We start from the raw sequence: 20,445 nt of genomic DNA, 5'->3' as shown, positions 1-20,445 counted from the left end.
GCTTGCGGCGTGCCTGCTTGCAGGAAGGCCGCAAGAACGATTTCCAGCAAAGTTGTTTCGCAATGATCGAATGCTGCCGGTCGCTGTCCAGGTCAGACTGCCACCAGCTCCTTCACCCTCCAGGCGAACATGTCGCTCGCATGCTCGGCCGATGCCTCCAGCGCGAACCGTGCCTTCAGACGGAGTTGCTCGGCCGCGGCATTGCGTCGATCAGAACGTCAGATCATAGATGCGTTCGCAGGCGTGATGGTACACCGAGGCGTCCTCGCCGGGTTCCAGTCCGTACAGGTCAACCTCACAAACCTTGATCAATTGCTTGCGGTTGAAGTCTACGGTGCCCAGCCGGTTCATCTTGGCGACGACGATGCCAACGTCGACACACGCGTTCTGACTTACTGTGATCGCCCCCTTCGCCAGGAGACAGTTGACCTTGCCGAGAAGCACATCGTCGGCGTGAGCGGCCGGCGAGGCGAACAGGAGCGACTCCAGGACAGCGGCCATCAGATATCCGTTGAACGAACCCATCGGCAAAATGCCCCCCATCAGCAATGATTGAGGGGATCACATCCTCAGGTCACACACAATGTCCCCGCACCGCGATGAGCTTCATTCAATGATGCTCGCTGGCTGGGGCGACGTCCAACAAACGTCCAACACGCGCACGTGGGAGCTTTTGTTGGACGTTGAAATTTTGCAGATCCTCCGATTCGTCAGGCCATCGCGACTCTAGGTGAGGCGACGGCCCATCGCGCCTTGCACGCTTAATAAATTAATCGTCTTGGAAATCAGAGAGCTATCGGAGGTTGTTGGACGTCTGTTAGACGCTTGTCGCATGTTCTGATTTTTGTTTGCGATCGATTCGCGCTATACAGGTGCGGACCTGGCGGTGTTGGAAGCACCGGCCAGGTCCTAACTCTAACCAGATGGATATGATCATCATGGCCAAAGCTGCATCGGACATTAGGTCCGAACACCCGACATTTCCACCCTTCACCCTCTTCGTTTGCCTGGTTGCGCTGCGCGAGGAGATCGGCGCCCACAAGGGCACTGTCACTCCCGCCAAGTGCGACTGCCGCGCCGCATACGACGAGGCGCACTTCGCCGCGATCGCCGCGGAGGACGCCATCGCTGCCGAGTGCGATAGCGCGTGGGACAATCTCATTGCGCACTTTGAGACAGAGCTGCAGCGTCAGGCACGGGGCGCAGCATGATCAAGAAAGCTGACATGAGAGGGTGGACGCCCAAAAAGCATCTGCAGGGATGGACGCCTGAGTTCGGGTGGAAACGAAATATGCCGATCCGCGATGGCAAAACCAAAGAGCGCGATGCCGTCAACGCCGAGCGCCTGACGTGCGATACGCTTCAGAAGGAAGCGCGTCCCCCCGGCGGGGAGGTTACCGTCGAGCGCTTAGAGCGTGCCGTTGCCGTGTCTGCGTACCTGCTGGTGCTGGATGGCCCCAAGAGGGCTCCATTGTTCGAGAGGCTGGAGCGGGAGCTGGCCGCGATGCGCCAAACTGAGGACACTGTCGAGCGCGCCAAACGTCTGCTGGAATCCTACGGTGGCATCACCGAGCGCCGTGCGCTCGCGCCGCCGCTCGCAAGAGAGGATGAGCCAGGCACCGGTGTTCACAGCACCGCGCCCCAACCAGCGTAGGACCCACAGAAAGCAAAATGAAAGAGGCCCCGGATCATCTCCGGGGCCTCTTTACGTTGGGATGGCTTGAAACCTTCATCCGCTCCATGCTTGTTGGTCGACCAAGATTTCGCTTGTTACCGGACTATCGCGCGCTCCAATCTTATGATTGGTTGCGTCTGTCCACGGTGTCTTTGCCCTCCATCACGATCCCCGAAATTAGCCGGGGGAGAGGGCATGTATGTCTGGACAACTACTGCAACCAACATCGGCGCCGCTGTTGACGCCGCGAGAAGCCGCCCATCGGCTCAAGATCACCGAGGACCAACTCAGCGCGTTGGTCCAGGACGGCGAAATCAGCTACATCAACGTGGGGCGGGGGAAGAAGCGCCCGCGCCGTCGATACGCCGAACAGGATATCGTCGAGTTCGAAGCACTCCGACGGCAGCGAGAGGCGCCACCATGTCAGTCTACAAGGACAAGCGATCGCCGTACTACAAGTACGACTTCCAGCTCAGTGGTCGTCGGTTTCATGGCTCAACGAAATGCACGGCTCGCAAGGAAGCCGAGCGGTTCGAATCCGACGAGCGAGTGAAGGCCAAGGCGTTGGTCAAGGCGATGGCACGATCCAAGACGTCGCTCGCGATCGATGACGTTGCCGCTCGGCTCTGGGACGACCAGGCGCAGTACGACGCCGATCCGAAAGCCACCGAGACCAACCTTGCGCGGCTGATCACGTATTTCGGCAAGGCCAAATCTCTCACCGAGATCGATCACAAGGCGACCAAAGAGCTTGTGGCGTGGCGCCGCGGTCATCGCGTCTCACGGCGTGGCAAGCGCCCCAGCAAAGAGCAGCAGGCCGCGCTGCCGCAGATCGCCAACGGTACCGTCAATCGCAGCGCCACAAAGGTGTTGCAGCGGCTTTTCACATTCGCCAAGGCCGAGGGCACCGTATTCGAGAGCGAACCGAAATGGGACGATCTATTGCTGCCCGAACCTGCCGAGCGCATCCGGGAGCTGAAGAGCGAAGAGGCTGCTGCGCTCGATGACGCGATGCGCGAGGACTACGGACCGTTCTTCGATTTCGCACGCGCTACCGGCATGCGGCTGAAGGAATGCGTGACGCTACGATGGTCGGAAGTAGACTTCGGTACTCGGCAGATCGTCAGGACCGGCAAGGGCGGCCGGCGCGTCGTGTTTCCGATCACCTCGCATGTCCGCGAGATCCTGTTTCCGCTGCGGGGCCAGCACGCCGAGTTCGTATTCACCTATGTCGCGATGTTTGCCCACAAGAAGCTCGGCAGAGTGCGCGGCCAACGCTATCCCTTGACCTACACCGGCGCCAAGACGGCCTGGCAGCGCCTCCGCGCAGTCGCCGGCTTAACCAACTTCAGGTTCCACGACTTCCGCCACGACTTCGGGACCAAGCTGCTGCGCGACAGTGGCAACCTCAAGCTGGTGCAGAAGGCGATGAACCACGCCGACATCAAATCGACGTTACGGTACGCGCACGTCATGGATGAGGACGTCGCCGCCGCCGTCGAGCGACTCGCGGAATCCCGGAAAAATTCCCGGAGCAAGGTGCGCAAGGTCAGCTAGCATGTTGATGAGACGAATGATTTTGGGATGGGCCTCCGGCCTTCCAGATGTCCTTCGCGGCAACGCTTGGGCTGGTCGCGCTGGTGCAGATCGGCATGCCGAACCTGTTTGCCTCGCCCGATCATTCGACGACCGCGCGCATCGCGCTATGGGGCGGCCGCGAGATCGCGATGCTGTTCATGGCCTCGATGATCGCGGGGCTTGCGACCACGCCCTATGCCGCCTTCCATTTCCACCGCGTCACGCCCTACGGCGTGCTCGCCAATCTCGGCGCGATGCCGGTGGTGTCGGCGCTGGTGATGCCGGCGGGACTACTGGGATTGCTCGCGGCCCCATTCGGGCTCGACGGTGTGTTCTGGTGGCTGATGGGGATTGGCATCGACTGGATGATCGCGGTCACGCGCTGGGTGGCGGCACTGCCGGGCGCGATCGGCCGCCTCCCGGCCTTTGGTATGGCGCCCTTGATCGCCGCGAGCTTCGGCCTGATCCTGATGGGCCTGCTACGCACGCCGCTGCGCTGGTCGGGCGCGTTCGTGCTCGCCGCGGCAACCATCTGGGGTCTGTCGGTCCGGCAACCCGACATCCTCATCGCCGGTGACGGCCAGAACGTCGCCGTGCGGGGCAGGGACGGCCAGTTGCATCTGATGCGGACCAACAAGGACAACTTCCTGCTGAAGGAATGGTTGGCCGCGGACGCCGACCCGCGCGATGCCGCCAGCGCCTCGCTCGGTGACGGCGTGTCGTGCGACGAGTCCGGCTGTGTGACGCCACTCGCCGACGGCCGCATGGTTGCGCAGGCGCTGCGCATCGACGCGCTGGCTGATGATTGCAGTCGCGCCGCGCTGGTCGTGACGGCAAGGCCGGCGCCGCCGGATTGCGCCGCGATGGTGGTCGATCGACCGCGTCTCGCGCGCCAGGGCGCACTGGCGCTGACGCAGCGTGGCGACGGTTTTGCGGTTCAGGGCGTGAGGGCGAGGGGCGCGGATCGTCCCTGGTCACCCGCGACCCCCGGTGCGGACGATTTCGACGGAAGCCTTGCGCCGAAGACGGCCGCGCCACGCAGCAAGGACGCAACGCCGTCGGAGGCCGATCAGCAGGCCGAGGACTGAGCTGCTGGCTAGAGATACCAGGCCAGCATCGCTTCGAGCCTGCCGTTGCCGATCACCGGCAGGACCACCATCCGGCTCAGCCCGGCTGCGCGAGCCCCCACGGCGGCGATCGAGCCGTCATGCGCGAGGTCGTCGTTGAGCGCGGGCATGCCGGTGGCCCAGGCCCCGCCGATACTGCCTTCGCCCCTGGCGATCGATCTCTGCGCATAGAGCGCGGCGAGGTCGGTCTGGGCGCTGCAATCGCCGGCGCGAAACACCAGCACTGATCGGGCTTCGTTCGGGACCCAGATCTCGAAGCGGCGCGCAATGGGCGTCGCCTGCGCGGAGAGGAACGTCAGCACCCAGGTCTGGTCGGTGCCGGTGCGGTAGGGCACGCCGACGCCGAGATTGATCCCGACCTTGGCGGCGTCCTCCCAGCGCAGGAAACTCTTGGCGTCGTGCAGATCCCTGATGATCAGCGGCAGGCCCGCTTTCCAGGTGCGTCCGGGCAGGCCGAAGCCGCGCGAAAATCTGGTGTGACGGGAATTGAACTCGAACATGTCGGCGCTGCCGTAGTAGCCGTCGACGAGCGCGATCTCGTGCGAGAGCTCGGCATCGTTGTGCCAGAGCTCGATCGCGCCGACATGGGCCTCGTCGTCGCCGCAGAACAGCACCATGACGGCTTGCAGGAATTCGCCGGCAAACACCGGCACGGCGACCCCGCAGGTCAGGCCGGCTTCGAGAGCCTGGTCGGTCCGCTTGAAATAGGAGTTGGCGAACTTTGTGAGGATCACGGGATGGCCGCTCGCCCAGGCCTTGCCGGGAAGGCCCTCGTCATATCCGAAGCGTAAATCCTCGCTGCCGGCCTTGAACGCGGACAGGCCTTCGCTGTAGAGGCCGCCGCCGAATTCCAGCCGCGTCCGCGTTGGATCAGGCACCCAGAGTTCAACGACGCGAATGAAGGTTTTCATCGAGCCTGTCCGCTGCCTCAAGCTGCAAACAGCATCGGCCATTTGCTTGCGGAGCGGACGTTCAAAATTCAGGCAAGGCAGCGCAAACTTCGTGCGACTTGCTGGCGCGATGAGCTCATCATTTCCACAGACGCAAACCAATCCATCTCGCCGGCCGCGGCCGGCGATGGATATCTCGATCCTGGCCCGACCTGTCGGCCGGGGATGGCGTCGTCAGCCGATCGGCAGGCGGGTGATGGTCGGCGGCCTGTCGGCGCTGATCTGCGGCTTGTGCTCGCGCTCGCCGAGCGGCTGCGTCACGGGCAGTTGCAGGACGGTTGCGCGCTGGCCTTCGACCAGCTGCGTCACCAGCACGTATTTGCCGTCGGGGAATTCGATCGCGTCGTGATGACGATCGGGAATGTGCGGATCGACCTTGCCGAACTTGCCGACGCGCGAATTGACGGTGCGGGTCCAGATCCAGCGATTGTCGTAGCGGACGTTGTCGGCGAAGGCGAGCTCCGTTCCCGGAAGCAGGCAGACCGCGACGGACATGTCGGCTTCGGAGGCGAAGCCGCGCGTCGAGGTGCCGCGGAAGGTTGTCGTGACGATCGTCTCGCCCACTTCTGCGGGGCGCGTCGCGACAGCGTGCAGGCTGTAGTCACACATCGGGGTGCTCCTCAATCGGGATAGAGCACCCGCGCCTCCGCTGAGGCGCAGGCCCCTATCAGAGTGGAAGGCCGCGATCTTATGCTTGTTTGTGGGCAAATCTGCGGCTCGCATCCGCAGAGCGCGATCACATTATCTTTTTCAAATGCGCGAGGAACAAAGCCTGCTCTCGTGCATTCGAACAGCGCGTTGCCTCAGCGGCCTGCGGGCGCCGACCAACCGGAGTATGGCCAGGCCGGTTGTGATGGCCGCTCGATCGCGTTGCGGGCATCGCCGAATTGCGCGCTCGTCGCTTGCGGTGCCTTGCGGGCACGGTGCTGCCGCTGTGCGGCGAAAGCCTGAGACGCTGATGCTGCAATCAGCGCCATCGTGACGGTGCTCAAAACGATCTTGCGCATGGTGATCTCCTCGGTCTCTCAAAGGCCTGCGAAGCGATGCGTGCTTCGTTGCGGCGTGCCGAGGATGTAGCGCTGGAGAGGGGGCCGGATAATCTGTGCAAAACCAGAAAGACTATCCAGCCGGAGCGGACAATCGTCCGCTCCAATCGTTGATTGCGGTCGTCGATTGCGACGCGCTCAGTACTTCCGGTACAGCCCGATCAGCTTGCCCTGGATCTTGACCCGGTTGGGCGGCAGGATACGGACCTCATAGGCCGCATTCGCCGGCTCGAGCGCAATCGAGGCGCCGCGGCGGCGGAAACGCTTGAGCGTTGCTTCCTCGTCGTCGATCAGGGCGACCACGATATCACCGGTATCGGCGCTCTCGTTGCGCTGGATCAGCGCCATGTCGCCGTCGAGAATGCCGGCCTCCACCATGGAGTCGCCGCGGACCTCGAGCGCATAGTGCTCGCCCGAGCCGAGCATGTCGGGCGGGACGCTGATGGTGTGGCTGCGGGTTTGCAAAGCCTCGATCGGCGTACCGGCCGCGATCCGGCCCATCACGGGCACCGCCACGGGCCGCTCGCCCTCGTCGGCGGGCGGGCTCGACGTCGTACGCACCTTGCCGAGATTGCCCTCGATGACGCTCGGCGTGAAGCCGCGGCGGCTGCCGGCGGCGGCCTGGAGCTCGGGCAGCTTGATCACCTCGATGGCGCGGGCGCGGTTGGGCAGGCGGCGGATGAAGCCGCGCTCCTCGAGCGCAGTGATCAGGCGATGGATGCCTGATTTCGAGCGCAGATCGAGCGCGTCCTTCATCTCGTCGAAGGAGGGCGGCACGCCGCTTTCCTTCAGGCGCTCGCTGATGAACCGCAGGAGCTCGTACTGTTTGCGCGTTAACATCTCGACCAAAATCCCCCGGTTGATGTCGTTCGATTCCGAGACGCTGAATTCAGCGATAAGCCGCTACATGCTCGAAACAAATCATGAACGGACACTATATGTTCGATACATGTTCCGCAACTGCTTAATTTACCGTGAACGCGGCAAAGTTCGCGGAACGGTTGCGAACGATGCGCTCAGGCGGGCAGTCGCAGCACCTCGCAAGGCGCGCCCGCTTCGGCCTTCGGCGCGAACGGCGCACGCACGAGAAGTGCCTGTGCCGCAGCGAGATTTGCAAGCAGCGAGGAGTCCTGGTGGTTGACGGGAAGCGCGATGAGCGTGCCGTCATCACGCAGATCGAGGCGCGCGCGCAGGTAATCCTCGCGCTGGTCATTGGCGGAGACGTCGCGGCCGAGCACCGCGCGTTCGCGGCGGTGATGAACCATCGAACGGCCGGACAACGCGCGAATCAGCGGCACCATGAACAGGAAGCCGCACACGTAGGATGACACGGGATTGCCGGGCAGGCCGATCACGCGCATCGCCCCGAGCTGTCCGTTCATCATCGGTTTGCCCGGCCGCATCGCGATCTTCCAGAACGCCATCGAGGTGCCTTCGTCCTTCAGCGCCTGCTGCACCAGATCGTGGTCGCCGACCGAGGCGCCGCCAGTCGTGATCAGGATGTCGGCACCGGAGTCGCGCGCGCGCCGGATGCCGGCCGTGGTGGCGGCAAGCGTGTCGGCCGCAATGCCGAGGTCGATGGTGTCGGCACCCTCGCTGCGGGCGAGCGCATGCAGGGCGTAGCCGTTGGAATAGACGATCTGGCCATGGCCCGGCGTGCTGCCCGGCATCACCAGCTCGTCGCCGGTCGCGAGAATCGCGACCTTAGGGCGGCGGCGGACGGCCAATTGCGGGTGGTTCATGCCGGCGGCGAGCGCGAGGTCGCGCTCGGTGAGCCTGGCGCCCTTGCGCAGGAGCACGTCGCCCTCGGAGAAGTCGATGCCGGCCGGGCGGATGTGCCGCCCGGTGAGGGCTGCCTCCTTGATCGCGATGTGCTTGCCGTTAGCGACAGTGTCTTCCTGGATCACGACCGCATCTGCGCCGTCGGGAACGACGCCTCCGGTGAAGATCCGCACGGCTTCGCCGGCGCCGACCGTTCCTGCAAACGGACGGCCGGCAGCGACCTCGCCAACGACGGTGAGCGTCGTGTCAATCTTCGCCGCATCGGCTGCGCGGACGGCATAGCCATCCATCGCCGACATCGCCTGGGGCGGCTGCGTCCGCCGCGCCGCGACGTCGCGTGCGAGCACGCGATGAAAGGCCGCCTCGAGCGCGACCGTCTCTTCAGGCAGTGGCTCCGCACCGGCGAGCACCGCGGCGAGCGCGTCAGAAACCGGCATCAGGGCCACGGTGAAAAACTCCAGCTACGCCCGTTCGGGCAAATCAGCGGCGAGAGTTCTAGCCGAGTGCAGGCACGGAGGCAAAACGACGGTCGCGCAGGATGATTGATCCTGCATCACCCGCGCGGCGATGGAGTGGGAGCATCAGGTCCGCCGGGGCATGGTCCGGAAGGCGAGATAGACGGGCAGGAGGATAGCCATGGCAAGCACGAGGATGATGGAAGCCACGGCCAGCATCCTCAGGTCCCCTCCGGACTGACGTCGGGCGCTTGAGGCCCTTGATCCCTGTCGGGCATCGGATCGGCCTGGGCCTTCAGATCAGCCGCCTTGCTCATCAGCTTGGCGGAAAGCTCGGAATCAGAGGTGGTCCTGGCGAATTTGACCAGCAGGGAGGCCTGCTTGGTGAGGTAGGTTTTGCCCAACACGATGATACGTCCGTTCGTAGAATTCCCAACCGACTCTAGAGTCCGGAAGGGGGCATTCCGTTCCCGGAACTTCGTATAAAAATGCACAGAGCCGTTTGGTTCCTCCTCCGGGTGAAATTGCTCCGGAAACGGCGGTCAGATCCCCAGCGCCTTCAGTGCAATGCCGACGTCGCGGGGCGAGGTGACATGCACGGCCTTCAGCCCGCGGGCGCGGGCGCCTTCGACGTTCGCGGCGAGGTCATCGAAGAACACGATCCGGTTAGCGGGCACCCCCATCGCGGTGACGACGTGGTCGAAGGCTTCCGCATCAGGTTTGCGCAGGCCGATGCTGGAGGAGAGGTACAGCGCGCGGAAATGACCGAGCAGATCGGCATACTCTTTCGAGAAATGGTCGACATGCGGGCGGTTGGTGTTGGAGAAGGCGTAGAGCGGCATCTGCTTGGCCGCGCGCGGCAGCAATTCCGCGATGTCGGGCATCTCGCCGGCGAAGATCGCGTTCCATCCTTCCAGGAATTGCGCATCTGAAATGCCGATGCCGAGCGAGGAGCGCAGCGACTGGAAATAGTCCTCGTCGCTGATCCTGCCGACCTCGTGCAGCCGGTAGGCCTCGCTGTCGCGCTCATAGCGCGTCACGATGGCTTCGGGCTCGAGGCCTGCATGTCCCGCCCAGCAGGCGATCGCCTTGGAGAAATCGATGTCGAGCACGACGCGCCCGAGATCGAACAGAAGCGCGTCCGCGCTGCCGGGTGAGAGCGATGTCATTCTATCAGTATCGGTAGGGTTCATGGTCGAATAGCGGGAACGCGCTGAACACACTCGGCGCATTGGTTGCGGTGGCCTGGTGCAGACAGGATTTGTTGACCTCGGCGAACGAGGTGGCGCCAAGCAGCCCGAGGCAGCGCAGCACCTCGTCCTCGAGCAGTTCGAGCATCCGCGTCACGCCGGTCTCGCCGGCCGCCGCCAGGGCCCAGCATTGCAGCCGGCCGATGCCGACAAGGTCGGCGCCCGCCGCGATCGCCTTGACGATGTCGGTGCCGCGGCAGATGCCGCCATCCACCATGATCTTGGCGCGGCCCCTCACGGCGTCGACGATCTCGGGCAGCACATGCATGGCGCCGCGGCCGTGATCGAGCTGGCGGCCGCCATGGTTGGAGACGTAGATCCACTCGACGCCGTGATCGACCGCGATCTGCGCGTCCTCGGCGGTGGCGATGCCCTTGAGGATCAGCGGTATCTTGAACTTGTCCTTGACCATCTTCACGGTCCGCCACTCCAGCCCCTTCTGGAAATCGCCGCCGGTGGCGCGCAGGCGGCTCTCGCGAACGTAGCGCTTGGCGATGTCACGCTCACGACGGCTGTAATGGGCGGTGTCGACGGTCAGGCAGAAGGCGGCATATTTGGCCTTCTCGGCGCGGCTGACCACGTCGGCGACGAATGCGTCGTCGCCGCGAACGTAGAGCTGGTACATGCGCAGCGCGTCGGGAGCGGCTTCGGCGGTCTTCTCGAGACCGGGCTCGGAGACCGAGCTCAACATGTGCGACGCCCCGAAGGTGCCGGCCGCGCGCGCGACGCTGGCGGCTCCGTGGGGATCGAAGATTTCCAGCGCGCCGACGGGGGCGAGCACCACGGGCAGGCGCATCTTGCGGCCGAACTGCTCGACCGAGCCGTCGACCTTGCGCACGTCGCGCAGCACACGCGGACGGAAAGCGATCTCGTCCAGGGCCATGCGGTTGCGGCGCATCGTGGTTTCGGTTTCGGCCGCGCCGACGATGTAGTCCCAGGCGTTCTGGTTGAGGTTGGAACGTGCCTTCCGGATGAATTCGTGCAGGTTCTGGAACGGCTCGCTGCTGGCGCCGAGTTCGACATTCCGTTCCGGCCGGAGTGCTTCGTTCATTGTTATCCTCCCGAGAATTTGAAGCGTTATGTCATCGGGTATCTCGTTCGGCCCTCCAAAACCATCCTAAAATCGCATAGCTGCGAAGCGTGGCTCGGCCGATCGATTCCCGCTTGGCGGGCGATGGTTTCGGAACGTTGCCAAAAGTTTAGGCCAGGGCGAAGGGATTTTTGCGATATACCCGCGGGCGTGGCAGCCCGGCCTTGAAGAAACCTGAATGGTATTGTGAGAACCGGGCTGGATCGCCATTTGCGTGGCGTCCCGTCCCAAGCGAAAAGGCCAACCATTCCATGCGGAAAACCCTGCTGTTCCCCCTGGGCGCGCTTACCGGAGTATGCCTGACCCTTCTCGTATCCGGTCCGCAGGGCGGACTATGGGCGGCACGGGCGGCAGCCGGCGCGGACGATGCCTACTCCCAGCTCAATCTGTTCGGAGAGGTCTTCGAGCGGGTGAAGGCGAGCTACGTCGAGAAGCCCGACAATTCCAAGCTGATCGAAGGCGCGATCACGGGCATGGTGACCTCGCTCGATCCGCATTCCCGCTACATGAACGACAAGGCCTGGACCGAGATGCAGGAGACCACCTCCGGCGAGTTCGGCGGGCTCGGCATCGAGGTCACGATGGAGGAGGGCCTGGTCAAGGTCGTTTCCCCAATCGACGACACGCCGGCGTCCAAGGCCGGCCTCATGTCCGGTGACCTCGTCAGCAAGATCGACGGCGAGAACGTGCAGGGCATGACGCTCGAGCAGGCCGTCAACAAGATGAAGGGCCCGGTCGATACCAAGACCAAGCTGACCATCATCCGCAAGGGCGCCGATGCGCCGATGGATGTCGCGATCACGCGTGAGATCATCCATGTCCGCCCGGTCCGCTTCCACGTCGAAGGCGACATCGGCTACATCCGCGTCACCTCGTTCAACGAGCAGACCACCGACGGCTTGAAGAAGGCGATCGCCTCGATCTCCAAGGACATCCCGCAGGAGAAGCTGGCCGGCTATGTGATGGACCTGCGCAACAATCCCGGCGGCTTGCTCGACCAGGCCGTGTCGGTGTCGAGTGCGTTCCTGCAGCGCGGCGAGGTCGTCTCGACCCGCGGCCGCAATCCCGAAGAGACCCAGCGCTTCACCGCGCATGGCGGCGACCTCACCAAGGGCAAGCCGCTTGTGGTGCTGGTCAACGGCGGCTCGGCCTCGGCCTCGGAGATCGTGGCCGGCGCGCTGCATGATCACAAGCGCGCCACCATCATCGGCACGCGCTCGTTCGGCAAGGGCTCGGTGCAGACCATCATTCCGCTCGGCGCCGGCAACGGCGCGCTGGCGCTGACCACGGCGCGCTACTACACGCCGTCGGGCCGCTCGATCCAGGCCCAGGGCATCGCGCCTGACATCGAGATCCTCCAGGACGTGCCGCCCGAGCTGAAAGGCCGCGTCGACACCATCGCGGAGTCGCAGATGCGCGGCCATCTGCAGGCCGCCGACGGCACCGAGCAGACCGGATCGCAGTCCTATGTCCCGCCGGAAGAGAAGGACGACAAGGCGCTGCACGCGGCCTATGACTTCCTGCACGGCGTCACCGTGAACGCGGCGGCCGCGAAGCCGGCGCCCAAGGCCACGGTGCCGAACTAATCTCTCACGGTCCTTGCGACCTTCGGAGATCGCCCGGGAGCGGATGCCGCTCCCGGGCGATTTCGTTTCGGGACGTCGTCTCAGCTCGGGTTCATCGCGGCAAAGGTTGCCTCGTAGCGGCCCTCGCGCTCGGCCCAGCGCCGCGTGCGATCGCGCTCGACCAGCACTTCGCCGCGGGGATGAACCGCAAGCTCGAGGAGCTGCATCACCTCCGCGACATAGGCAGGAAGCGGCATCGCGCGCGGGTCGCTCGCCTGCTGCGCGCCGGTGAGTTCGGTCTGCACATAGGGCGGTGCAAGCTCCAGCACATCGACGGGGATGTTGCGCAGCTGATGGCGCAGCGATTGGAGCCAGGAGTGCAGGAACGCCTTGCTGGCGCAGTAGGTCGGAAAGTCGGCGAGCGGCACGAAGGCGAGGTTCGAGCTCGTCACCATGATCGTCGCATTCCGCTGCGCCTTCAGGATCGGCAAAAACGCCGCCGCCACGCGCAGCACGCCCAGGATGTTGGTCTCCACCATCGCCTCAGCGTCGGCAGCGTCCCAGTCATCGGCGGTCATGTCCTCCGCCTTGGAGATACCGGCATTGGCGATCAGCATGTTGAGCTCGGGGAAGCGCGCGCGAACTTCAGCCGCAAGGCGCGACGGCGCCGCGGGATCGTCGAGGTCGAGCGGCAAGGCGACAATTCCCGAACGGTCGGCCGTGATCTGATCGAGCAGAGACCGTCGCCGTCCCGCGACGATGACGCGATTGCCGCGGTCGTAGAAAGCTTCGGCAAGCGCGCGGCCGATGCCGCTGGTGCCGCCGGTGACGAGGATCGTATTGCCAGTCATCTTCATGGTTGCCTCTCAATGGAGTTGAGGACCACGGCAATCCAGCAAGTGCGCGTGCGGACGATCCCGGCACGACGGCAAACATCCCGGCGCGGGCAAGCCCTGCAGGATGGGACGTCGTGGACGGTTGAGCGACCGCAAGGCGGGGAGTGATGGCATGACCGTGGCGTCTCGTGAATCGAGATCTCCCTGCTGGGATCCTCTCGACAAAGGACGCGTTGGATGACGGTAACGCCTACGGCAGCACCATGATGGCAGCTGCAGGGACGGACGTATCCGGGCCGGTCCTCGTCGTCAAGCGGGAAGGCCGGATGCGACAGAACGGCGCGTCGGCTCTCTGGTCGAGAAGTATTTACTATTCAACCTTCGGTAGATGATTTACGATGCAATCCGAGGTGCGAGGATAACGCTTGGCCTGTCTGGGGAGCAAAAGCCATGAGCGCCACGCTGCGAGTCCGTCGTTCGATCCAGGATCTCCAGGACGAGTACAACAACGGTAACAAGAAGCCGCTTGAAGACGTGATGCGGGCCTGGAAGGGCATCAAGGAGCTGCCGCCCGACGATCCCAGATCATTCTTCGTGCTCGGGGGCTATCACGGCGAGCCGTTTCGCGGCGCGGGCTGGGGCAACTCGCAGTACTGGGGCGGCTACTGCAATCACGGCAACATCCTGTTTCCGACCTGGCACCGTGTCTACCTGGTGAAACTGGAAGAGGCGCTGAGAAGCATTCCGGGCTGCGCCGACGTGACGCTGCCGTTCTGGGACGAGACCAGCACCGCGTCGACGACCAACGGGATTCCGAGCGCGCTCACCCAGAAGGACTTCGTCCTGGACGGCCAGACGATTCCAAACCCGTTGCGCTCGTTCGTGTTTCCGCGAGGCATCGTCGATCATCTCAGCCCGATCCCTGACGCCGATTACAGCAAGCCCGAGGGATACGAGACGGTGCGCTATCCGCTGTCGGGGCTGGTCGGGACGGACGCGGACAAGGCGGCGACGGCGGCGCACAATGCGCAGTTTCCCAACTACGACACCAATGTGGGATTGCTCAACGACAACGTCCGCAACTGGCTGTCCGAGACCGTCATCGTCGATGGCAAGCCCGTCGGCGGCGGGCATGTGAAAGACAAATACACGGCGTGTCTGAACGCGCCGAACTACACGGTGTTTTCCAACACGACGTCCGCGGCGCAATGGTTCGACGACCACGGGCAGCGCATCGTTCCGATCGAGAGCCCGCACAACAGCATCCATCTCGCCGTCGGCGGTTTCGATCTGCCGAAGATTTTCGACGCCTCTCCGATCGACGGGGCGAATGGCGATATGGGCGAGAACGATACCGCCGGCCTCGATCCGATCTTCTTCTTCCATCACTGCTTTGTCGATCGCGTGTTCTGGCTGTGGCAGAAGAAGAACGGGTTCACCGACAAACTCGAGATCATCCCGCAATATCCCGGCACCAATTCCGTCGACAGCCAGGGGCCGACGCCGGGCACGGCGGCGAATTCCTGGCTGACGCTCGAATCCCCGCTGGATCCGTTCAAGCTGACCGAGCGCGGCAAGGAGCGTCCCTACACGTCACAGGACTGCATCAATATCGAGACGCAGCTGGGATATACCTACGGCCCCGGTTCGCTCGATCAGCATGCCTTGCTCGCGGCCGCCGCCAGCGCCGCCGGCAGCGGCAGAACGATCAGTGTGCGCGGCCTCAATCGTGCGCGCATCCGCGGCTCGTTTCTGATCAGCGCATTCGCCAATGTCGATGGACAGCGGCAGCATATCGGGACCGAAGCGGTGCTGAGCCGCTGGCACGTCGACGGTTGCGCGAATTGCCAGACCCATATCGAGGGCAGGGCGGCGATCAGCACGCAGTCGCTCGGCGTGGCGGCAGCCCGTATCACCGCCGACGACATCGAGGTTCAGGTCCGCACCCGCGACGGCTTGCTTGGCAGCGGTCCCCAGACGCGTGCGATGGCGTCGCTGACGGCCGCTCCGGCGAAGAAGCCCTTCAAGGTCGAGCTGCGATAGCTATCGGGTTTCATGGCAGCTCAGACATCGCGGCATTGCCTCGATGTCTCATTCCGGAGGATTGAACGATGCCGGATGTTTTTCCCGCAGTTGGTCACAAGTATATCGTCGACTTCAGTTCAGCGAGCGGCGGTCACTTTCGCGTGCAACTCGACTTCACGTCCGAGACGTCGATGACCTATGTCGGCCTCGACGCGAACGGGAATCCGATCCCGGACAGTTCGGAGACGGTCGACATAACGGTCGAACCCATTCGCGACCTGCTTTTCCTCGTCACCTGGCAGGAGCGCGATGGCACGACCGTGGTTCATCTCGAGGACTACAGGCTGAACACCATCATCACGAACATCACGCAACCCGCCAAGGATGCCAAAGACGCCAAAGCTCGCCCTGACTTCTCGAAATTCCACGGGACGATGAGGCAGATATCCTGATGGCCTGACGGCAATTGCGGCGGTCGCCGCGGCACGCCGGTCGGCTAGCTTGCCTCGCGGCGGCGGGCTTCGTTGCCGTCGCGCTGGGCGAGGCGGCTGCGATGGAGCGCGAACAGCTCCATGACCTTGTCGGCGGGCTTTGCGGCGCTGAACAGATATCCCTGCATCTCGGTGCAGCCGAGCGTGCGCAGCAGCCGCTGCTGCTCCTCGGTCTCGACGCCTTCGGCCGTGGTCGCCATGCGGCGGGCGCTGGCGAGATTGACCACGGCCTGGACGATGCTGGCGGAGCCGTCGGGACCGGCGATGTCATTGACGAAGCAGCGGTCGATCTTGATCTTGTCGAACGGGAAGCGGTGCAGATAGCTCAGCGAGGAGTAGCCGGTGCCGAAATCGTCGAGCGCGATGCGGACGCCGATGGCGCGGAGCTGGTGCAGGATCGCAAGTGCGGTCTCGTCGTCGCGGATCAGCACGGCCTCGGTGATCTCGAGCTCGAGCCGGCTCGCCGGCAGATTGGAGGCGGCCAGCGCCGCCATGATCTTCAGCGCCAGCGTGCCGCTCTTGAACTGCACCGGTGAGACGTTGACGGCGAGGCGGATGTCGTCGGGCCAGCCGGCGGCGTCGCGGCAGGCCGTCGCCAGCACCCATTCGCCGATCTCGTTGACCAGCCCGGTATCCTCGGCGATCGGGATGAACTCGGCCGGCGAAACCATGCCGCGCTCGGGGTGGTGCCAGCGCACCAGCGCCTCGCAGCCGGTGATGCGGTCGTCCTTGAGGCTGAGACAGGGCTGGTAATAGACCTCGAGGCCGCCGTAAGCGATGGCGTGGCGCAGGTCGATCTCCAACTGGCGCCGCTCGCGCACCTTGGCGTCCATCTCCGGCTCGAAGAAGCGGAAGGTGCGACGTCCGGCGGACTTGGCGGCGTACATCGCCATGTCCGCGTTCTTTAGGATCTGGTCCAGCGCGGTGCCGTGTCCCGGTGCCAGCGCAATGCCGATGCTGGCGTCGGTGGTGAGATGATGGCCCATGCAGTCGAACGGCGTGCGGATTGCCGCGAAGACGCGGGCGACGAGCTCGTTGACCTGGTCCTGCGAGGTCACGGCGCTCTGCACGATCGCAAATTCGTCGCCGCCGAGCCGCGCCACGAAATCGGAGGGGCCGGCGCAGGCGCGCAGGCTCTCCGCCACCGACCTCAACAGCTCGTCGCCGACGAGATGGCCGAGCGCGTCGTTGACGCCCTTGAATTCGTCGATGTCGATGTAGTGCACTGCGAGCTCTTCGCCGTCGACGATGGCGAGAAGCTCTCCGCGCAGATGTTCGTGGAACATGGCGCGGTTCGGAAGGTCGGTCAGCGCGTCGTAGTGCGCGAGATGGGTGATGCGCTCCTCGATACGGCGACGTTCGGTGATGTCTTCGTGGGTCGCGACCCAGCCGCCGTCGCCGAGCGGCTCGTTGACGATCTGGATCGCGCGGCCATCGCCGGTCTCGACCACCATGGAGTTGCGCACGTGGATGTCACGCAGCACCCGCGCGACATACTGCTCCACGTCGCCCGGGAATGAACCGGTGGCCTTGCGGTGCAGGATGATGTCGCGGAAGCTGTAGCCGGGCTTCACGATCTCGGGCGACAAGCCGTACATCTCGATGTAGCGCTGGTTGCAGATCACGAGCTTTTGCGAGGCGTCGAACAGCAGCAGGCCCTGGGTCATGTTGTTGACGGCGCGGTCGAGGCGCTGCTTCTCCAGCGTCAGCCGCTCACGGGACATGCGGTGCTGTGCCACCAGCTTGCGCACGATCGCGATCAAGAGGCCGGCGATCGCGAGCGCAGACGCGCCGGCGACCGAAATCAGGATGCCGATCTGTTCGCGCCAGTCGGCAAGCGCCGCTGCCCGCGTGGTCGTCGCCATCATCAGGATCGGGAAGTGGGGCAGGGCCCGCGCCGAGACCAGCCGGTCCTCACCGTCGACCGGGCTCACGAAGCGTCCGGCGAAGTGATCGAGCGCGAAAACCTTCTGCTGCTCGAACGTGCCGTTCCTGAAATTGTGCCCCATCATTTCGTTGGAATGCGGGAAGCGGGCAAGCAGGGTGCCGTCCCGGTGCAGCATCGAGATCGTGGCACTTTCGCCGAGCACGACGGACCCGAAGAACTTCTCGAAATTGGCCGGCTCGATGCCGCGCCCGACAACACCCATGAATTCGCCGTGTGCTCCCATGACCTTGCGCACGATCAGGATGGTCCAGGCGCCGGAGATGCGGCTGTACACCGGTTCGATCAGCACGTCGGGCGCCTGCGGATCGTAGCGGAAAGTGCGGAAATAGGCCCGATCGGCCACGTTGACCTTCGGGGCCGGCCATGTCGTCGAGGAGTTGATCACATTGCCATCGGCGTCGATGATGTTGACGCCGCCGATGTAAGGCAGCGCCTCGATCTTCGAACGCAGCATCTGGTGCACGTCCTGGCCGGCGAGGCGCCTGCGATAGTCCTCCGCGGTCGTGATTCCGGTCGCGCGCACATGGCCGACGAAATCCTTCTGGATGACCGCGAAATCCTGCAATTGCTGATCGAAATGGTGGGCGAGCAGCAGCACGGTGTTTTCCAGCTCGCGGCCGGAATTGCGTAGCGCGCGCTCGCGGAAATTCTGCGCCATCAGCACCGCGCCGACGGCGATCGCAGCGATCAGGAGTGTACCGCCCACCACCAGCCAGCGGATCGGTCCGCTGCGGACGAAGGCCTGGTCGAGGAGGCGACTGCCGTATCTCGTTATCATGTCGATCGTTGCCGTACACACGTCAGGGTCAATTCACGACCCCCGTAACATCCGTCGGTTTACGGGATCGATGTGGAGGCGACGTTAGGAAGCGCGGTTAACGCGACATAAACCGCAACATACAAATGCGATCGATGCGCACAGCGAGAGGTGTGCAGGTTTTGCCTGCGCCGATCACGATGCCGGACAGTTCTTGCCGGTCACGGCGACGTCAACCCGTGCTTAACCATCTAACGTGTTGACGGTCCTCGCTGCCGCGCTGGCGCGCGATTTGCAAACTGACCGGCGAACCGCGCTCACAACGACGCGGAGAGGATACGATCATGAAAAAGACTTTGAACAATTTCTGGGCCGACGAATCCGGCGCGACCGCGATCGAGTACGGCCTGATCGCCGCCGGCATCGCGCTCGCCATCATCACCGTCGTCAACGGCATGGGCAGCAAGCTCAGTGCAAAATTCGGCTCGATCAGCTCGTCGCTGAAGTAGCAACCTTGGTCAGGCGCGGTAGTGGCCCGACTTGCCGCCGAGTTTCTCGATGAGCTGGATGCCCTCGATGCGGACGCCGCGCTCCACCGCCTTGATCATGTCGTAGATGGTGAGGCAGGCGACGGAGACCGCCGTCAGCGCTTCCATCTCGACGCCTGTGGGGCCGGTCACCTTGACGCTGGCACGCACCACGCAGCCCGGCAGCCTGGCGTCGGGCTCGATGTCGACGGTGACCTTGGACAGCGCGAGCGGATGACAGAGCGGGATCAGCTCCGAGGTGCGCTTCGCCGCCATGATTCCGGCGATACGCGCGGTGCCGAGCACGTCGCCCTTCTTGGCATTGCCGGAGACGATCAGGTCGAGCGTCGCCCTTTCCATGACGACGCGCCCTTCGGCGACGGCCAGCCGCTCGGTCGCGGCCTTGTCCGAGACGTCGACCATCCGCGCCTCGCCGGAGGCGCCGATATGGGTGAGGGCAGGGCTCGCCTTGTCCGACGGCTTGGGCTTCGGTTTGGTTTTGGACGGCTTGCGCGCCATATCAGCGCGTGCCCGTGGCGCGGGCCTTGGTCTCGCGCGCGAGCAGCGTGCGCGTCGCCGCGGTGACGTCGGCCTGCCGCATCAGGCTCTCGCCGACCAGGAAGGTCGACATGCCGACGCTTTCGAGCCGGGCGAGATCGGCCGGCGTGAAGATGCCGCTCTCGCCGACCATCAGCCGGTCCGCAGGGATCAGCGGCGCCAGCGTCTCGCTGGTCGCGAGCGTCGTCTCGAAGGTGCGCAGATTGCGGTTGTTGACGCCGATCATCGGCGAGCGCAGCTTCAACGCCCGCTCGAGCTCGGCGCGATCGTGGATCTCGATCAGCACGTCCATGCCGTAGGCGATTGCGGCGTCCTCGAGGTCCTTGGCGGTGGCGTCGTCGAGCGCAGCCATGATGATGAGGATGCAATCGGCGCCGTGGGCGCGCGCTTCGACGACCTGATAGGTGTCGAACAGAAAATCCTTGCGCAGCACCGGCAGCGAGGTCGCCGCGCGCGCCGCCACCATGAAGTCGAGATGGCCTTGGAACGACGGCGCGTCGGTCAACACCGACAGGCAAGCCGCACCGCCCGCCTCATAGGCCTTGGCGAGCAGGGGCGGATCGAAATCGGCGCGGATCAGCCCCTTGGACGGCGAGGCCTTCTTCACCTCGGCGATCAGCGCATAGTCGCCATTGGCATGCTTGGCCTTGATCGCGCGCACGAAGCCGCGCGGCGCGCCTTGCGCCTTGGCCTTTGCCTCCACTGCCGCGAGCGGCTGAGCACGCTTGGCTGCGGCAATCTCCTCGCGCTTGTAGGCTTCGATCTTGGTCAGGATATCAGACATG

At 64.3% G+C, this 20,445-nt stretch carries 20 protein-coding genes and 2 pseudogenes; 9 read left to right on the top strand and 13 right to left on the bottom strand.

Features of this window, described 5'->3' with window-relative positions; genetic code table 11:
- Window positions 1-210: 210 nt before the first annotated feature.
- On the bottom strand, window positions 211-501 hold the full coding sequence (locus NLM32_RS26455) for a hypothetical protein (protein WP_254131775.1): 291 nt from the start codon (window positions 499-501) through the stop codon (window positions 211-213).
- Between the two features lie 437 nt (window positions 502-938).
- On the opposite strand from NLM32_RS26455, the gene NLM32_RS26450 reads away from it, so the two are divergent.
- From NLM32_RS26450 to NLM32_RS26435, 5 genes and pseudogenes are all read left to right on the top strand, one after another.
- Complete coding sequence (locus NLM32_RS26450) at window positions 939-1,211, top strand: hypothetical protein (protein ID WP_254131774.1); 273 nt, start codon at window positions 939-941, stop codon at window positions 1,209-1,211.
- The gene (locus NLM32_RS26445; RefSeq protein WP_254131773.1) at window positions 1,208-1,654 is read left to right on the top strand and encodes a hypothetical protein; all 447 of its coding nucleotides are present in this window, start codon (window positions 1,208-1,210) and stop codon (window positions 1,652-1,654) included. The genes NLM32_RS26450 and NLM32_RS26445 overlap by 4 nt, the downstream gene beginning before the upstream one ends.
- Window positions 1,655-1,874: 220 nt before the next feature.
- A pseudogene (locus NLM32_RS46390) lies at window positions 1,875-2,051 on the top strand (hypothetical protein); the annotation flags it as partial.
- Window positions 2,052-2,095: 44 nt separating this feature from the next.
- On the top strand, window positions 2,096-3,232 hold the full coding sequence (locus NLM32_RS26440; RefSeq protein ID WP_254131772.1) for a site-specific integrase: 1,137 nt from the start codon (window positions 2,096-2,098) through the stop codon (window positions 3,230-3,232).
- 35 nt (window positions 3,233-3,267) lie between these two features.
- Window positions 3,268-4,341 (top strand): annotated as a pseudogene (locus NLM32_RS26435) (ComEC/Rec2 family competence protein); the annotation flags it as partial.
- Window positions 4,342-4,349: 8 nt separating this feature from the next.
- Here NLM32_RS26435 and NLM32_RS26430 read toward each other — a convergent pair.
- The 8 genes from NLM32_RS26430 to NLM32_RS26395 all read right to left on the bottom strand — a co-directional run bounded on the left by NLM32_RS26430 (window position 4,350) and on the right by NLM32_RS26395 (window position 10,914).
- Window positions 4,350-5,291: a GAF domain-containing protein gene (locus tag NLM32_RS26430; protein ID WP_254131771.1), complete on the bottom strand. Its 942-nt coding sequence runs from the start codon at window positions 5,289-5,291 to the stop codon at window positions 4,350-4,352.
- A gap of 213 nt (window positions 5,292-5,504) precedes the next feature.
- Entirely contained in the window at window positions 5,505-5,939 is a 435-nt protein-coding gene (locus NLM32_RS26425) for a hypothetical protein (RefSeq protein ID WP_254131770.1), read from the bottom strand.
- A 194-nt stretch (window positions 5,940-6,133) separates the two neighbouring features.
- Window positions 6,134-6,337 carry a hypothetical protein gene (locus NLM32_RS26420; protein WP_254131769.1) on the bottom strand — a complete coding sequence of 68 codons (204 nt, stop codon included), beginning with the start codon at window positions 6,335-6,337 and terminating at the stop codon, window positions 6,134-6,136.
- Window positions 6,338-6,514: 177 nt separating this feature from the next.
- Complete coding sequence (gene lexA, locus NLM32_RS26415) at window positions 6,515-7,216, bottom strand: transcriptional repressor LexA (RefSeq protein WP_014494969.1); 702 nt, start codon at window positions 7,214-7,216, stop codon at window positions 6,515-6,517.
- Window positions 7,217-7,392: 176 nt separating this feature from the next.
- On the bottom strand, window positions 7,393-8,604 hold the full coding sequence (gene glp / locus NLM32_RS26410) for a gephyrin-like molybdotransferase Glp (protein WP_254131768.1): 1,212 nt from the start codon (window positions 8,602-8,604) through the stop codon (window positions 7,393-7,395).
- Window positions 8,605-8,834: 230 nt separating this feature from the next.
- Window positions 8,835-9,020 carry a hypothetical protein gene (locus tag NLM32_RS26405; RefSeq protein ID WP_254131767.1) on the bottom strand — a complete coding sequence of 62 codons (186 nt, stop codon included), beginning with the start codon at window positions 9,018-9,020 and terminating at the stop codon, window positions 8,835-8,837.
- 135 nt (window positions 9,021-9,155) lie between these two features.
- A complete protein-coding gene (locus NLM32_RS26400; RefSeq protein ID WP_254131766.1) occupies window positions 9,156-9,782 on the bottom strand; it encodes an HAD family phosphatase in 627 nt (208 codons plus the stop codon).
- Window positions 9,783-9,786: 4 nt separating this feature from the next.
- Window positions 9,787-10,914: an alpha-hydroxy acid oxidase gene (locus tag NLM32_RS26395; protein ID WP_254131765.1), complete on the bottom strand. Its 1,128-nt coding sequence runs from the start codon at window positions 10,912-10,914 to the stop codon at window positions 9,787-9,789.
- Between the two features lie 290 nt (window positions 10,915-11,204).
- Here NLM32_RS26395 and NLM32_RS26390 point away from each other — a divergent pair, with 290 nt between their 5' ends.
- Entirely contained in the window at window positions 11,205-12,539 is a 1,335-nt protein-coding gene (locus tag NLM32_RS26390) for a S41 family peptidase (protein WP_254131764.1), read from the top strand.
- Between the two features lie 80 nt (window positions 12,540-12,619).
- Here NLM32_RS26390 and NLM32_RS26385 read toward each other — a convergent pair whose 3' ends face one another.
- Window positions 12,620-13,375 (bottom strand): SDR family oxidoreductase, encoded by a 756-nt coding sequence (locus NLM32_RS26385; RefSeq protein ID WP_254131763.1) that lies wholly within the window; start codon window positions 13,373-13,375, stop codon window positions 12,620-12,622.
- A 429-nt stretch (window positions 13,376-13,804) separates the two neighbouring features.
- Between NLM32_RS26385 and NLM32_RS26380 the strand changes: the two genes are divergently transcribed.
- The gene (locus tag NLM32_RS26380; RefSeq protein ID WP_254131762.1) at window positions 13,805-15,397 is read left to right on the top strand and encodes a tyrosinase family protein; all 1,593 of its coding nucleotides are present in this window, start codon (window positions 13,805-13,807) and stop codon (window positions 15,395-15,397) included.
- Window positions 15,398-15,465: 68 nt separating this feature from the next.
- Window positions 15,466-15,831 (top strand): hypothetical protein, encoded by a 366-nt coding sequence (locus NLM32_RS26375; RefSeq protein WP_254131761.1) that lies wholly within the window; start codon window positions 15,466-15,468, stop codon window positions 15,829-15,831.
- Between the two features lie 44 nt (window positions 15,832-15,875).
- Here the strand turns inward: NLM32_RS26375 and NLM32_RS26370 are convergent, their stop codons facing one another.
- Window positions 15,876-18,596 carry an EAL domain-containing protein gene (locus tag NLM32_RS26370; protein WP_254131760.1) on the bottom strand — a complete coding sequence of 907 codons (2,721 nt, stop codon included), beginning with the start codon at window positions 18,594-18,596 and terminating at the stop codon, window positions 15,876-15,878.
- A 323-nt stretch (window positions 18,597-18,919) separates the two neighbouring features.
- On the opposite strand from NLM32_RS26370, the gene NLM32_RS26365 reads away from it, so the two are divergent.
- Window positions 18,920-19,084: a Flp family type IVb pilin gene (locus NLM32_RS26365; RefSeq protein WP_254131759.1), complete on the top strand. Its 165-nt coding sequence runs from the start codon at window positions 18,920-18,922 to the stop codon at window positions 19,082-19,084.
- 9 nt (window positions 19,085-19,093) lie between these two features.
- Here the strand turns inward: NLM32_RS26365 and moaC are convergent, their stop codons facing one another.
- Entirely contained in the window at window positions 19,094-19,621 is a 528-nt protein-coding gene (gene moaC / locus NLM32_RS26360) for a cyclic pyranopterin monophosphate synthase MoaC (RefSeq protein ID WP_254131758.1), read from the bottom strand.
- A 1-nt stretch (window position 19,622) separates the two neighbouring features.
- The gene (gene trpC, locus NLM32_RS26355) at window positions 19,623-20,444 is read right to left on the bottom strand and encodes an indole-3-glycerol phosphate synthase TrpC (protein WP_254131757.1); all 822 of its coding nucleotides are present in this window, start codon (window positions 20,442-20,444) and stop codon (window positions 19,623-19,625) included.
- Between the last annotated feature and the right edge of the window lies 1 nt (window position 20,445).

The organism is Bradyrhizobium sp. CCGUVB14 (genome assembly GCF_024199935.1).
In the GTDB taxonomy this organism is placed as follows: Bacteria; Pseudomonadota; Alphaproteobacteria; order Rhizobiales; family Xanthobacteraceae; genus Bradyrhizobium.
The sequence above is the reverse complement of the archived record's forward strand: the minus strand, read 5'-3'. Positions and strand labels throughout refer to the sequence as shown.